The organism is Nitrospiria bacterium (genome assembly GCA_035498035.1).
Classification (GTDB): Bacteria; Nitrospirota; Nitrospiria; order JACQBZ01; family JACQBZ01; genus JACQBZ01.
In genome coordinates, this window is record DATKAN010000058.1 from 1 (window position 1) to 15,034 (window position 15,034).

A 15,034-nucleotide genomic window follows, 5' to 3' on the forward strand; every position below is an offset into this window, starting at 1 on the left:
GCCTACGGGTATCCGATCGAGGCCGCGGCACAGATTGCGCTGGGCGTCGTGCGGGACTATCTCGAAGGTCATCGAGGAATCCGCTTGGTCCGCTTTGTCCTTTTCGGCACGATGGCCTTTGAGGTGTATGAACGGGTTTTAAGGGCGATGGGAGGGGAAGGTCGATAAATCCGGCCTAGGTTGAATGATTCGCGGACCGGCGGGGGGCTTGATCCCGGTTCACCACCCAGGTCCCGCTTTTTTCCAACATTCGCAGTAGCTGCACGGCGTTGTGGACCTTGAGCTTGGAGTAAATGTTGGCCCGGTGGGTTTCGACCGTTTTGATGCTGATCGAAAGGCGCGCGGAGATCTGGCGATTGTTGGACCCCTGTGCGATCAGGCGGGTGATCTCATGCTCCCGTTTTGTCAGCCGATCCGTTCCGTGGACCGAGTCGGCGCTCTTTGGCTCGTCCGCGGTCTCCGGAAATTCCCGGTCGCTCGTCAAATCGAAGGCGCGGGGGTTCTTAAAGCGGCTTAAAGGGGTTGAAAGATGGATTCCGTGCGCCGTCAATCCATCCCATTCCCGCTTCCAGAGCACCCGTCCATGAAAATGCTCGATCGCGACCGCTTCGGAGGGACGGCTCAGTTCAAGTTCGAGGATGACCTCCGCGTCCAGCGGAAGGGAGGTCTTCGAATAGAAGCAGAGGCCTTGGCGGCTGATGTTCGCCGTGTAGATGACCCCGCTTTCGGCCGACAAAAGCGTCGCGGCTTTTCCCCGGCTGGTCAACGGAATGCGTATCAGCGACCGTTTCTCCATACTATTTTAAAAGCTAACCCACTTTCTCGAATTGTCAAGCCTGCCGGATCGGCGGATCCGGAGAGTTCCGGGCGGCCGAACGGATTTTTCGCTTGAATTCTTTTTTGGGGTTTGTTATAGTGCCAAGCGTAACGTTTTGAGTTTTACAAGGGCTGAACACGTCGCCCCTGCGTTGTTGGTGAGGGGTGAGAAATTTTGACCCAACGCCTTGTCTTTGGGAGCCATGCCCTGGGAATGGTGTGCACGCCCCATCGTAACGAGGGGAAGCCTGAAATTCCCATCACGGCGCCCACCTGGAAAACCGGGTTCAAGACATTCCGCTCTGCCACGGCAATCGCGGGGGCCTAATTAAAACGGGAGAAAACGGGTTTCGGGCAAAGGTTCCGAGGCTTCTGAACTGAGACGATAAGGATGGGGAAGGTCTTGAATTTATGGACAGAGAATTCTTCCGGCGGTTTTATCGATTGGATCGAGGCCGGCCGGAATATCTTGGAGCTTGAAAAAAGGCGGGAGGAATGAATTCGGTTTCTATTTTGACCGGGCGGCGGGAATGGAACGATGATCGATTGTCTTGCGCCTTTCCATGGGCGACGGTCGAAACGCATTCCGGGAACCGGTCCCCCGAACGATAGCCTTTGCTCCGCCTTCCATCCCAGCGTCGGTCTTCCTGATCAGCTGTCCTAATCGGCCCGTCTGTTTTCCCCCGTACAACAAACAGCATCGAAGGAGTTTCTTCAACAGAATGTGGAGGGGGTGACGATTATTATTACCTGGATCATTGCAGTCATCGCAGCCGCCGGGGGCGGCGCCGCCGGGGTGGCGGTCGGGTTGTATCTTCGTCGAGAGGGGATCTCCCGAAAATTACGCGAGGCCGAGGAAGGGGCCGCCCGGGTCCTCCGCAACGCCGAGCAGGAAGCGGAGAACAAGCGGCGGGAGGCCCAGATTGAAAGCAAGAGCCGCATCCTGCAGGAGCGAACCGAGTTTGAGAAGGAAATTCGGGAGCGCCGATCGGAACTGACCGCGCTGGATCGTCGGTTGAGCCAGCGGGAAGAACATCTGGACAAACGGGCCACCCAGCTGGACCGTCGCGAGGGCGACCTGAACCGGATCGACCGGGACCAGGTGGCGCGCGAGAAAGTAATTCGCGACAAAGAAAAGACCCTGGAAGACGGGCTCCGCGAGCAACGGCAGCAGTTGGAGCGCTTGTCGGGCGTCACGGCGGAGGAGGCCAAGAAGCAGTTGATCCACGCCATGGAGGAAGAGGCGAGGTACGACGCGGCGAAGATGATGAAGCGGATCACGGAAGAAACCCGCGAGAAGGCCGAACGCGAATCGAAAGAGATCATGGTCACCGCGATGCAGCGTCTTTCACGGGATTATATCGCGGAGGCGACCATCTCGGTCGTGAATCTGCCCAATGAAGGGATGAAAGGCCGTATCATCGGCCGCGAGGGTCGGAACATCCGGGCCCTGGAAAGCGCCACGGGCATCGACCTGATCATCGACGACACGCCGGACGCCGTCATCGTCTCCGGGTTCGATCCCTACCGTCGGGAGATCGCCAAGATCGCCCTGGAGCGTCTCATGTCGGACGGGAGGATTCACCCGGCCCGCATCGAGGAGATGGTGGAGAAGGTCAAGAAGGAGCTGGACAAGCTGATGAAGGAAGAGGCCGAGAAGATCATTTTCGACCTCGGACTTCAGGACTTCCATCCCGAAATCGTGAAGACGCTGGGCCGCCTGAAGTACCGGACCAGTTACGGACAGAATAATCTGGCCCACGCGCGGGAAGCGGCTTTCATCGCCGGGATCATGGCCTCGGAGCTGGGCATGGATGTCAAGCTGAGCAAACGGGCGGCGCTCCTCCATGACATCGGCAAGGCCGTCAGTCATGAGGAAGAAGGCTCTCATGCGGCCTTGGGCGCCGACCTCGTGAAGCGTTACGGCGAGTCGCCGAAGGTGGTGAACGCGGTCGCCGCGCACCACGGGGAAATCGAGGCCACCTGTATCGAGTCGGTTCTGGTGATGGGTGCCGAGGGACTTTCGGCGGCGCGGCCGGGGGCGCGGAGGGAATCCGTCGAATCCTACGTGAAGCGCCTGGAAAAACTGGAACAGCTGGCCACCTCCTTCAAGGGCGTGGAAAAGGCCTATGCGATTCAGGCAGGCCGCGAGATCCGGATTATCGTCAAGCAGGACGAAGTGTCGGACGCCGAATCGGCCATGATCTCGAGGGAGATCGCCAAGAAGGTGGAACAGGAATTAACCTATCCCGGCCAGATTAAGGTGACCGTGATCCGCGAGAACCGGTACATCGAGTACGCCCGGTAATCGTAGGGGCGATGCATGCATCGCCCCTACATCGTTAATGGGATAAGCTTTCGTGAAAATTTTAATGATCGGGGACATTATCGGCGAGCCCGGACGGAATATTCTGGCCCGGAAGCTCAGCCATCTGATGGAGACCTACGAAATCGATTTCGTGATCGCCAACGGAGAGAATTCCGCGGGCGGGTTCGGGATCACTCCCAAGATCGCCGAAGAGTTGTACCTTCTGGGCGTCGATGTGATCACCACCGGAAACCACGTCTGGGACAAGAAGGAGATCGTGGACTATATCACGCAGCAGCCGCGTCTTCTTCGGCCGGCCAATTATCCCGATTCGACGCCCGGAGCCGGTTCGGCCGTGATCAGCCTCAGCCGGACGGAAAAGGTGGCGGTGCTTCAGTTAATGGGCCGGGTCTTCATGCCGACCACGGACTGTCCTTTCCAGATCGGCTGGCGCGAGGTCGCACGTCTCCGGGCCGAGACCCCGATCATCATCGTGGACATGCATGCCGAGGCCACCTCGGAGAAGCGGGCCATGGGGTGGTATCTGGACGGCGAGGTCAGCGCGGTCGTGGGAACCCACACCCATGTCCAGACGGCCGACGAAGAGATCCTCCCGAAGGGCACCGCCTATCTCACGGATGCCGGCATGACGGGGCCGATGCATTCGGTCATCGGAATGAATAAAGATCAAGTGATCCACCGCTTTCTGCACCAGATGCCGCAGCGGTTCGAGATGGGCGGCGGTCCGTGCGTGATTTCGGCCGCCCTCCTGACCGTCGATGTCAACGGACGGGCCCAGTCCATCGTCCGGCTGCAGGTGAAGGATACGGATTAGAGCGCACGTCCTCTTAGGCCATGATGCCAAACGCTTCCCACGCCCCGATTCTTTCGGTGTCGGCCCTGACGCGGCTCATCAAGCAGCAGCTGGAGAACCGCTTCGTCGACGTCTGGGTCGAAGGAGAAACGTCCAACCTGAGAATGCCGGGCTCCGGGCACCTTTATTTCACCCTCAAGGATGAAAGCGCGCAGCTTCGGGCCGTGCTTTTTCGATCCTCGGGACGTTCCGTCAAGTTTATTCCAAAAGAAGGACAGCAGGTCCTGTGCCACGGTCGTATGACGGTCTACGAGCCGCGGGGGGAGTATCAGATCGTCGTCGATTCCATCGAGCCCCGGGGGATCGGAGCCCTCCAGGCGGCTTTCGAGCAACTGAAGGAGCGCCTTCAGAAAGAAGGCCTCTTTGATCCTTCGCGCAAAAAGCCGCTCCCGGCGCTTCCGCGCCGAATCGGCATCGTGACGTCGCCGACGGGCGCGGCGATCCGGGACATGCTCAAGGTGTTGAACGGACCCCGGGCGAGGCTGGAGATCGTGATCGATCCGGTGCCGGTCCAGGGGGAAGGCGCCGCGGAGGCCATCGCCGCGGCCATCGACGAATTAAACGACCGGGGCCCGTTCGATCTCCTGATCGTCGGACGCGGCGGCGGCTCGTTGGAAGATCTGTGGGCCTTCAACGAGGAAGCCGTTGCCCGGGCGATCTTCCGGTCCAAAATTCCGGTCATCTCGGCCGTCGGTCACGAGGTGGATTATACCATTTCGGATTTCGTCGCGGACCATCGGGCCCCCACCCCGACAGCGGCGGCCGAACGGGTGATACAGGCCCGCCGGGAATGGCAGGATCGGGTCGCATTTCAAAGGGTTCGTATGGGCCACGAAATGCAACGCGGATTCGACAGGGTCCGGAGCCGTCTGAACGTTTTTCAACGGGCGCTTCGCGATCCACGCAAGTCCATCGAAGCCCATCTGCTCCGCCTGGACGAGCTGGAGGGGCGCATCCGTCGGGGACTGTTCAACACGTTGCGGCAACAGGCCCAGCGCCTGCGGCATGCCCGTGAGAGCCTCCGGCACCGCAGCCCGGTGGACCGCCTGCACCGGCTCGGGACGCAGACTCAGGAGCTGACCAAGCGCTTTGAACTCCAGGCGGGGTATTATCTCCGCCAAAAGCGGAATCGTCTGGAATCCCTGTTGACCGCCCTGGACGGTTTAAGCCCGCTCGCCATCTTAAGCCGCGGATACAGCATTACGCGGAAGCTTCCGGAGCTGGGGCTCATCAAAAAGGCGCAGGAAGTGGATCCGGGCGAGCGCGTGCAAGTCCGCTTGCATCAAGGCGCTTTGATCTGCCGTGTCGAAGAAACCGAGGGATAATCCGATGGCCCAATTCAAATTTGAGGATGCGCTGGCCCGACTTGAAACCATCGTTGGACAGCTCGAAAAGGGCGATCTTCCCCTTGAAGATTCGCTGAAGATCTTCGAGGAGGGGGTCCGGCTTTCCAAAAATTGTTTGAAGTTGCTTGAAGAGGCGGAACGCAAGGTGGAGATCCTGTTGCAGGATAAGGACGGCCGGAAACGCCCCAGGCCCTTTGAAATGGAAAAGGAAGACCGGGAAGGGGTCCACGAAGACATCCCCGATGCTGAAGACCAGGATTGAACGGGAACTGAAGCAATATCTGGAAGACCGGAGGGCCCGGATCGACCGGACGCTGGAGGTTTACCTCCCGACCGCGATGACCGTTCCGGAGCGGCTTCACGAGGCAATGCGCTACAGCCTTTTCGCCGGGGGGAAACGGATCCGGCCGATTCTCGCGATCGCGGCCTTCGAAGCGGTCTCGGGAGAAGGGCGGCCCCCCGATACAATAGACTCGATACTGCCGGTCGTGGCCTCCATCGAGTTGGTCCACACCTATTCCCTGGTTCATGACGATCTTCCGGCGATGGACGACGACGACTATCGTCGCGGTCGGCTCACCAGCCACAAAAAGTTCGGCGAGGCGGCCGCCATCCTGTCGGGCGACGCGCTTCTGAGCGCGGCCTTTGCCCTTCTCTCGGATCGAGACTTGAATCGGACGATCCCGCCGGATATACTGCTATCGGTCATTCAGGAACTCGGGCTGGCGGCCGGGAGCCTTGGGATGGTCGGGGGACAGTTCGTGGACATGGAGTCCGAGGGCCTGATCGGATCGCAGACCGTATCGGAAGAAACCCTCCGCTATGTCCATTCCCATAAAACCGGCGCGCTGATCCGCGCCGCCGTCCGGATCGGGGCGCTTCTGGGGAGGGCCGGGACGGAAGCGCTGTCTTCCGTGACGGCCTACGGGGAGAAGGCGGGACTGGCGTTCCAGGTCGCGGACGACATCCTTGATCTGGAAGGGACGGAGAAGGAAACCGGGAAGCGTGTTCGAAAAGACGATGCCCATCGCAAATTAACCTACCCGACGGTCGTGGGCCTGGAAGCGTCCAAGCGCTTTGCCGATCGGCTAATCCGCGAGGCCGATGAGGCGTTGGCCTCTTTCGGCCCCGAGGCGGATCCCCTCCGGGCGATCGCGCGGTTCATCGTCGAGAGGAAGTCTTGATCCGGAAAGCCAATCGGTAAGGCGTCTTTTTATAGAAGGAGTCATTCATGCGTTTGTTGGACAGGATCAACAGCCCGTCGGATCTGAAAAAACTTCCCCGGACGGACCTCCCGGCGCTGGCGCAGGAAATACGGGAAGAAATCATCCGGGTCACCTCGATCAACGGAGGCCACCTCGCGACCAATCTGGGCATTGTCGAGCTGACGCTGGCGTTGCACGCCGTCTTCGACGCGCCGCGGGACAAGATCGTCTGGGATACCGGCAATCAGGTTTATGCGCACAAATTGATCACCGGCCGGCGGGAGCAGTTTGACACGATCCGACGATTCGGGGGGCTCAGCGGGTTCACCCGTCGCGAAGAAAGCCCGTACGACTCTTTCAATGCCGGCCACGCCGGGACCTCGATTTCGGCTGCGCTGGGCATGGTGGAGGCGCGCGATCATCTCGGACAGAATCACAAGGTGATCGCCGTGATCGGGGACGGCGCGATGACGGCCGGAATGGTTTACGAAGGGCTCAACCAGGCCGGGGCCTCCAAAAAGGATTTCATCGTCATCCTCAATGACAACGAGATGTCGATCTCGAAGAATGTCGGGGCGATCTCGGCCTACCTATCCCGAATCATCACGGGCCAGTTCTATACCAAGGTGAAGGAGGAGGCCAAGCACCTTTTGAAAACAATCCCCCGAATCGGGCCGCCCATGATCAAGGCCGCGCACAAGGTGGAGGAATCGGCCAAAGGGTTCATCGGGCCGGGTCTTCTGTTTGAGGAACTGGGATTTCAATACATCGGTCCGATCGACGGAAACCGCTTCGAGCATCTCTTCCCGACCCTGGAGAATATCAGCCGCTTGAAGGGCCCGATCCTGGTTCATGTCATCACGAAAAAAGGCAAAGGATACGAGCCGGCCGAACGGAATCCGGTCACGCTCCATGCGGCCTCGCCTTTTCAAGTCCAGACAGGGCAGGCCCGCAAGACCCCCCGTTTTCCGACGTACACGCAGGTCTTCGCCTCGACATTGGGCCGGCTGGCCAAGCGGGATAAACAGATCATGGCGATCACGGCCGCGATGCCGGAGGGCACGGGACTTTCCCGGTTCGCCCAGGAATTTCCGGATCGTTGCTATGACGTCGGGATCGCCGAGCCCCACGCCGTCACCTTTGCGGCCGGGCTGGCGGCCGCGGGTCTCCGCCCGGTGGTCGCGATCTATTCCACGTTCATGCAACGGGCCTACGATCAGATCCTTCATGATGTCTGCATTCAGAACCTCCCGGTCGTGCTTTGTCTGGACCGCGCCGGTCTCGTCGGAGAAGACGGCCACACGCACCACGGGATCTTTGATATCGGATTCCTTCGCATCATTCCCAACCTCGTGATCATGGCCCCGAAGGATGAGAACGAGCTGCAGCACATGGTCTACACCGCGACCAAACACGAGGGACCGGTGGCAATCCGTTATCCGCGCGGGGAAGGTCTCGGGGTGGGAATGGATGCGCGGTTGATGCGGCTTCCCATCGGTAAGGCCGAGTTGCTGAAAAACGGGAACGATGTGGCGATTCTGGCCTTGGGTCACGGGGTCTACCCTTCGCTGGAGGCGGCCCGCGAGCTCGAAAAAGAGGGGATTTCGGCGGCCCTGGCGAATGTCCGTTTTGTCAAACCCCTCGATCGCGAATTGATATCGCAGCTGGCCCGGAGGACGCGGCGCCTGGTGACCGTGGAAGAGCATGTTTTGCAGGGCGGTTTCGGCTCGGCCGTATTGGAAGTCCTGGAAGAGGAAGGCCTGTCTGGTGTGGAGGTGAAACGGATCGGCCTGCCAGACCATTTTATCCAGCACGGCGCGGTCCGAACGTTGCGCGAGCGCTTCGGTTTCACGGCCGAAACGCTTCTTCGCGACATCCAATTCTTTGTCCAGGCCGGCCTCTCCCCCCTCCGTCTGCCGGAGGCGCAGAGACAGGCGGGCCATCCAAACGTGGAAGTGCCGCGGCGGGTGGGTTGATCCGGTGATCTCCCGCCCCGTCAAAAAACGCGTCAAGAATCGTTTGGACCGGGCCCTGGTTGATCGCGGCCTGGCCGACAGCCGGGAGAAGGCGCAGGCCCTGATCCTGGCCGGCGCGGTCGAGGTGGACGGGGCGCGGGCGACGAAGGCCGGGATACCGGTCGAGGATGGAGCGGCCGTCCGGATTCGGGAAGAAGAGGCCGGGACGGCCCTCCGCTACGTCGGTCGCGGCGGCCTGAAGCTCGAGGCCGCGATCGAGCATTTCGGCATCGACCTCGAAGGGAAGATCGCGGTCGATATCGGCGCGTCGACCGGGGGTTTTACGGACTGTCTCCTTCAACACGGCGCGGCCCGCGTCTATGCCGTCGATGTGGGTTACGGCCAGCTGGCCTGGTCCTTGCGCCGGGACGCGCGGGTCCGGGTGATCGAGCGAACCAATATCCGAACCCTCGCGTCCGGCCGAATTCCGGAGCCCGCCGATCTGGCGACGATCGATGTTTCCTTCATCTCACTCACCAAGGTGCTGCCGAAGGCGGCCGAACTCCTGAAGCCGGGCGGTGAAATCGTGGCGCTGGTCAAGCCCCAGTTCGAGGTGGGGAAAGGAGAGGTGGGGAAGGGGGGCGTCGTCCGGGATCCGGCGAAGCGCGAAAGCGCCTTGGACGGTGTCGTCCGCTTTGCCCGATCGGCGGGATGGATCGCCAAGGGCGTAATGCCTTCGCCGATCACGGGACAAAAAGGCAATGTCGAGTATCTCATTCACCTTGTGAAACCATGAAGACCGTTTTGGTCACCGGCGGCGCGGGGTTTATCGGATCCCATGTGGTGGAACGTCTGCTGTCGGAGCGGAACCGGGTCGTTTGTCTGGATAACTTCGATCCGTTTTACGATCCCGCTGTCAAACGGGGGAACCTTCGATGGGCCCTCGAACAGTCGAACTTTCGGCTGGTCGAGGGCGATATCCGGGACGAGCCGACCCTGGCCCGATTGTTCCGGGAAGAGCGCATCGAGTCCGTCTTTCACGCGGCGGCCCGGGCGGGGGTGCGTCCTTCGATTCAGGATCCGGTTTTGTATCATGATGTGAACGTCCACGGAACCACACGGCTTCTGGAAGCGGCCCGGTCGGCCCCGGTCCAAAACTTCGTGTTTGCGTCTTCCTCCTCGGTGTACGGCGTTTCCAACCGCGTTCCCTTCTCGGAAGAAGATCCGGCCGACTTTCCGATCTCGCCCTACGCCGCCACCAAGCGGGCCGGAGAATTGCTGTGTTACACCTATCACCATTTGTACGGAATCCCGGTGACCTGTTTGCGCTTCTTCACCGTCTACGGTCCTCGTCAGCGCCCCGAAATGGCCATCCATAAATTCACGCGGCTGGTGGACGAGGGACTCCCGGTTCCCGTATTCGGCGACGGGACTTCGCGCCGCGATTACACCTATATCTCGGATGCCGTCGAGGGAGTCCTCCGGGCGCTGACGCAACCCCGGCCGTATGAAATCCTGAACATCGGGGAATCCCGGACCACCGAACTGCGGGACCTGGTGGCGAAGATCGAGCAGGCCTTGAACAAGAAGGGGCAAATTCGGGCGATGCCGTCCCAGGCCGGGGATGTGCCGCTGACCTTCGCGGATGTCGGGAAGGCCAAACGGCTTCTCGGATACGAGCCCCGGACGTCCATCGAGGACGGTCTGAGAAAATTTGTGGAATGGTATCGGAAAAATAAAAATTTCAACAAGGAGAATCCATGAAGGTGTTGGTGACCGGAGGAGCGGGATTCATCGGATCGCATCTTGTGGACCGGCTGATCCAGGAGGGGCACGACGTGGTGGTGGTGGATAATCTTTCCACCGGAAAAAAGAAGAATATCAACCGCGATGCCCATTTCTACAAGGCCGATATTCTCAACCCGAGGATCGAAAAGATCTTCAAGAAGGAAAAACCGGATTTGATCAGTCACCACGCGGCCCAGATGGACGTGCGCCGGTCCGTGGCCGACCCGATCTTTGACGCCCATGTGAACGTTTTGGGTCTTCTCAATGTCCTGGAGAACGCCGTTCGGCACGGGACGAAGAAGGTGATTTTCGCCTCTTCCGGCGGCGCGGTGTACGGCGAACAGCAGGTGTTCCCGGCCCCCGAAACGCATCCGCTGCACCCCGTATCTCCATACGGGATCAGCAAGTTGGCCGGCGAACACTACCTTTACTACTACCAGCAGGTGGCCGGCCTGAATTATGTCGCCTTGCGCTACGCCAATGTCTACGGCCCGCGTCAAGATCCCTTCGGGGAAGCCGGCGTGGTGGCCATCTTCAGTCAGAAGACCTTGATGAACGACCAGCCCATCATCAACGGCAACGGAAAACAGACGAGGGACTACATCTTTGTGGAGGACGTGGTCGAGGCCCACATGGCCGTGATCGAAAACAGCATCAAGGGGATTTTTAATGTCGGCACCGGCAAAGAGACTTCGGTCAACCAGCTCTTCCGTCACTTGGTCGATATTTCAGGGGCGAAGGTCAAGGAAGTCTACGGCCCGGAGAAACGGGGCGAGCAAACCCGAAGCGTCCTGGACTATACCAAGCTCAAGAAGGCGACCGATTGGGAACCCAAGGTCGAACTCTATGACGGACTGAAGATGACGGTGGATTATTTCCGGACGGCCCTCCAATTGACAACCTAACCCCGTGTGCTATCTTTAATATGCATGAACGCCTGTTATTTCGCCCGGCGTTTATCTAACAACGCATAAACATTAGAAATCTAAATCCATACGCTATTCCGCTGCGTTTTACACAGGGAACGGCTCTGTGGAGGATGGACTATGCCCCTGCCACAACAGAAACGGAAGATGCTCGGGGAAATGATGATCTCCGAAGGGCTGCTCAGCCGCGAACAGCTCGATCGCGCCCTCAGCGAGCAGAAGCTACACGGCGGCCGGATCGGAACGATCCTCCGGAGCATGGGCTTCGTCACCGAAGAAGAAATCATCAAGGTGCTTGGGAAGCAGATGGGGATTCAGCCCGTGACGCTTTCCAGCATCATCATCGATCCGGACGTTGTGACGATCATTCCGGAAACGTTGGCCCGCCGGCATCAAGTCATCCCGGTCTTCAAGAAAAATCGAACCCTCACCCTGGCGATGGTCGATCCGTTGAATGTGTTTGCCATCGACGATCTGCAACGGGCGACCGGCATGGAGATCCTGCCGGTCGTCACGTCGGAGACCGAGCTGATGAAGGCCATCGATCGATTCTACAGCGCGACGTCGACCATGGAAGAAGCGGCGAAGGAGGCCGATCTCCAGGGATACGGCGTGATGCCGGAGGAACAGGTGATCGATCTCCAGCGCATCGGGGACGACACGCCGATGATCAAGCTGGTGAATACCATGATCGCCCAGGCCGTTCGGGAAGGCGCCAGCGATATTCATATCGAACCGGACGCCGAGGTCCTGCGGATTCGCTACCGGGTGGACGGAATGCTCCGGGAGGTGATGAACCCGCCGCGGAATCTCCAGGCCGGCGTCGTTTCCCGAATCAAGATTATGGCCGATCTGGACATCGCCGAGAAGCGGGTTCCTCAGGACGGCCGGATCCAGATGAAGGTGGGCGAAAAGGACGTGGACATCCGGTTGTCCACCCTGCCCACAATCTTCGGCGAGAAGTTGGTGATGCGGCTGCTGGACAAGGGCAGCGTCCTTTTGGGTTTGGAGGAGATGGGGCTTTCGACGGACACGTTGAAGACGTTCGAGAAAATGATTCGTCGGCCGCACGGGCTCCTGCTCGTGACCGGCCCGACCGGGAGCGGGAAGACCACCACGCTCTATGCCGCGTTGAACCGCATCAGTTCCATCGAGAAAAATGTAATCACGATCGAGGACCCCGTCGAATATCAACTCAAGTACATCAATCAGGTTCATGTGAATCCCAAGGTGGGCATTACGTTCGCCAACGGCCTGCGGTCCATCCTGCGGCAGGACCCCAACGTGATCATGGTGGGCGAGATCCGGGATACCGAGACGGTTTCGATCGCGATCCAGGCCGCGCTGACGGGCCATTTGGTTTTTTCAACCCTGCACACGAACGACGCAGCGGGGGCGGTGGCCCGGCTGCTGGATATGGGCGCCGAGCCGTTTCTGGTCGCCTCGTCGTTCATCGGGGTGATGGCCCAGCGATTGGTGCGAAAAGTCTGCGCCCATTGCAAGGTTCCTTACATCCCGCCGGCGGACCAGGTCAAGAGCCTGGATCTGGAGAAGCTCCTTGACGGACGGAAGGAGGTCCGTCTTGTGAAGGGGGCCGGTTGTCCGCAATGCCGGAATACCGGGTATTCGGGCCGGATCGGCATCTATGAGCTGCTCCCGATCGATGAGGCGATTCGGAACCTGATCGTCGCCAAGGCCTCTTCCAGCGCGATCCGCAATCGGGCGGTCCAGTCCGGGTTCATCGGGTTACGTCCCCAGGGACTCGCCGCGGCCGTCAAAGGCATCACCACCGTGGAAGAGGTCTTGCGCGTCACCCAAGAAATCGAGGGGTAAATGGCGGTTTACCAGTATCGCGCGCGGGATAAATACGGTTCATTATCCACCGGCACCATCGAGACCTCCAACCGAGACGCCGTGGCCTCCCAGCTGGATCATCTCGGTTACCACCCCGTTTCGATCGAGGAGATCCGGGGGGAGTTCGGGGCGACCGAACTCTTCGATCGGTTCATTCGGATTTCCCCCGAGAACCTGATCATCTTTTCGCGGCAGCTCGCCACGCTCATCTCGGCCGGCCTGCCTTTTATGACCAGCTTCGACGCCCTGATCGAGCAGACCGACAATAAACGGCTGAAGAAGGTGATCGTGCAGGTCCGCAGGGATGTGGAAGGCGGCAGCTCCTTTTCGGACGCCCTCGCGAAACATCCGACGGTGTTCAGCAACCTTTACGTGAGCATGATCCGCGCCGGGGAGACCGGCGGCGTGCTGGACGAAATCCTGCAACGCTTGGCGACCCTGGCCGAGCATGAAGCCCAAACCCGCGCCCGGATCAAGGCCGCCACCCGTTACCCCAAAATCGTGATCGGCGCCCTGGTCATCGCGTTCATCGTCCTGCTCCATTTTGTGATTCCCCGCTTTGCGGCGTTGTATGCCAATTTCAAGGTTCAACTGCCTTTGCCGACCCGCATCCTCATCGGGATCAACAACGCGTTTCAAAGCTATTGGTGGCTGATCCTGGCCGTCATCGTCGGGGCCGTCTTCGGGGTTCGGAGCTACATCCGGACGGAAGCGGGGAGGCTCTGGTGGGATGGAGTGAAGCTCCATCTGCCGGTCTTCGGCGCCATTTTTTTAAAGACGGCCCTTTCCCGGTTCTCCCGCGTCTTCGGCACCCTGACCCGAAGCGGGCTTTCGATCCTGCAAACGCTCGAGATCGTATCTCAGACGGTCGGCAATACCGTCATCTCGCGGGTGGTGGACAACATTCGGGACAGCGCACGGCAGGGCCGGGGCATCGTCCAGCCCATGCAGGTCAGTCGAATCTTCCCGCCGGTTGTGATCCAGATGGTCTCGGTCGGCGAGCAGACCGGAAAGATGGAAGAGATGTTGATGAAGGTGTCCGAATACTACGATCAAGAGGTGGAGTACTCCATCCGAAATCTGTCCACCGCCTTGGAACCGCTTTTGCTGGCCGTCATCGGCGGGGTCGTCCTGTTTTTGGCCCTGGCCATATTTATGCCTTGGTGGAACCTGATCAATGTCTTCAAGGGGGGCGGGTAGATCCCCGGCGGGTACGGCGTATCCCTTCCCCTCTTGTGCTGCCCGATAATTGTAACGGGCATTACTCATAGTATGCCCGTTAAGCGATAAATTCTGACGGCATCCACAATTCCGCTTGTCAAAGCCGGTTTCTGTTAAAAAAAGCCGATATATATGTAATGGCGGTGACATCTGTGTGCAGGATTCCTCACTTTTTTGGGCGCCTGCTATAATAATAAGGGTTAACCGATTGATTAATCGCACCATGACCGCCCGGGTCCGTCGGCATGGGCCTTGCTTACTTATAGAAGCGGTTTAAATACCACCCGGAGCGTGGATTCAGAAAAAATAGATGCGGTTCAAAGGTGAGCAGGGCCTCGGGATTGTTGATACGCTGATCGTCGTGGTCCTGATCTCGATCTTCATCGGGGTGCTGCTCCCCAAGTACCAACGGGTGGCGCAGGAGGCTCGGGAAACGGCCATGCAGATGTCGCTGGGGAATCTCCGAAAGGCGATTCAGGTGTATCAGCTCACCCGACAAAAAATTCCCGCCGACCTGAAGGTTTTGGTGCAGGAACGGTTTATTTTTCCCATCAAAGAGGGAACCATCTTTACCGATCAATATTTGAAGACCAATGCCTTAGATGAAGCGGGCTATCCGGTTGATCCGTTCGGCCATCGATTCGGTTACGATCCCGCGAACGGCCGCGTTTATTCGACGACGAAAGGATACGAAAGGTGGTGATTGACAGTTCTTGATGACCGGTGAGACGGAGAGGACCG

At 59.5% G+C, this 15,034-nt stretch carries 13 protein-coding genes and 1 other RNA gene; 13 read left to right on the top strand and 1 reads right to left on the bottom strand.

Annotated elements, in window-relative coordinates; genetic code table 11:
- Positions 1-175: 175 nt before the first annotated feature.
- The gene (locus tag VMN77_11155) at positions 176-796 is read right to left on the bottom strand and encodes a helix-turn-helix transcriptional regulator (GenBank protein HTN44341.1); all 621 of its coding nucleotides are present in this window, start codon (positions 794-796) and stop codon (positions 176-178) included.
- A gap of 161 nt (positions 797-957) precedes the next feature.
- Here VMN77_11155 and ssrS point away from each other — a divergent pair.
- The 13 genes from ssrS to VMN77_11220 all read left to right on the top strand — a co-directional run bounded on the left by ssrS (position 958) and on the right by VMN77_11220 (position 14,996).
- Positions 958-1,143, top strand: a non-coding RNA gene (gene ssrS, locus VMN77_11160) — 6S RNA.
- Positions 1,144-1,549: 406 nt separating this feature from the next.
- Positions 1,550-3,124, top strand: a complete 1,575-nt coding sequence (gene rny / locus VMN77_11165) for a ribonuclease Y (protein HTN44342.1) — start codon at positions 1,550-1,552, stop codon at positions 3,122-3,124.
- A gap of 52 nt (positions 3,125-3,176) precedes the next feature.
- Positions 3,177-3,959 carry a TIGR00282 family metallophosphoesterase gene (locus VMN77_11170; GenBank protein HTN44343.1) on the top strand — a complete coding sequence of 261 codons (783 nt, stop codon included), beginning with the start codon at positions 3,177-3,179 and terminating at the stop codon, positions 3,957-3,959.
- Between the two features lie 23 nt (positions 3,960-3,982).
- Entirely contained in the window at positions 3,983-5,323 is a 1,341-nt protein-coding gene (gene xseA / locus VMN77_11175) for an exodeoxyribonuclease VII large subunit (protein HTN44344.1), read from the top strand.
- A 4-nt stretch (positions 5,324-5,327) separates the two neighbouring features.
- Positions 5,328-5,606 carry an exodeoxyribonuclease VII small subunit gene (gene xseB / locus VMN77_11180; GenBank protein HTN44345.1) on the top strand — a complete coding sequence of 93 codons (279 nt, stop codon included), beginning with the start codon at positions 5,328-5,330 and terminating at the stop codon, positions 5,604-5,606.
- The gene (locus VMN77_11185; protein ID HTN44346.1) at positions 5,587-6,528 is read left to right on the top strand and encodes a farnesyl diphosphate synthase; all 942 of its coding nucleotides are present in this window, start codon (positions 5,587-5,589) and stop codon (positions 6,526-6,528) included. Before xseB ends, VMN77_11185 begins: the two co-directional genes overlap by 20 nt.
- Positions 6,529-6,575: 47 nt before the next feature.
- Positions 6,576-8,525 (top strand): 1-deoxy-D-xylulose-5-phosphate synthase, encoded by a 1,950-nt coding sequence (dxs, locus tag VMN77_11190; GenBank protein HTN44347.1) that lies wholly within the window; start codon positions 6,576-6,578, stop codon positions 8,523-8,525.
- A gap of 4 nt (positions 8,526-8,529) precedes the next feature.
- The gene (locus VMN77_11195; protein HTN44348.1) at positions 8,530-9,300 is read left to right on the top strand and encodes a TlyA family RNA methyltransferase; all 771 of its coding nucleotides are present in this window, start codon (positions 8,530-8,532) and stop codon (positions 9,298-9,300) included.
- Positions 9,297-10,268 (top strand): GDP-mannose 4,6-dehydratase, encoded by a 972-nt coding sequence (locus VMN77_11200; GenBank protein HTN44349.1) that lies wholly within the window; start codon positions 9,297-9,299, stop codon positions 10,266-10,268. Before VMN77_11195 ends, VMN77_11200 begins: the two co-directional genes overlap by 4 nt.
- Positions 10,265-11,197: an NAD-dependent epimerase/dehydratase family protein gene (locus tag VMN77_11205; GenBank protein HTN44350.1), complete on the top strand. Its 933-nt coding sequence runs from the start codon at positions 10,265-10,267 to the stop codon at positions 11,195-11,197. The genes VMN77_11200 and VMN77_11205 overlap by 4 nt, the downstream gene beginning before the upstream one ends.
- 141 nt (positions 11,198-11,338) lie before the next feature.
- A complete protein-coding gene (gene gspE / locus VMN77_11210; GenBank protein ID HTN44351.1) occupies positions 11,339-13,051 on the top strand; it encodes a type II secretion system ATPase GspE in 1,713 nt (570 codons plus the stop codon).
- The gene (locus VMN77_11215; GenBank protein HTN44352.1) at positions 13,052-14,272 is read left to right on the top strand and encodes a type II secretion system F family protein; all 1,221 of its coding nucleotides are present in this window, start codon (positions 13,052-13,054) and stop codon (positions 14,270-14,272) included.
- Positions 14,273-14,603: 331 nt separating this feature from the next.
- Positions 14,604-14,996 carry a type II secretion system protein gene (locus VMN77_11220; GenBank protein ID HTN44353.1) on the top strand — a complete coding sequence of 131 codons (393 nt, stop codon included), beginning with the start codon at positions 14,604-14,606 and terminating at the stop codon, positions 14,994-14,996.
- The last annotated feature ends 38 nt before the right edge of the window (positions 14,997-15,034 follow it).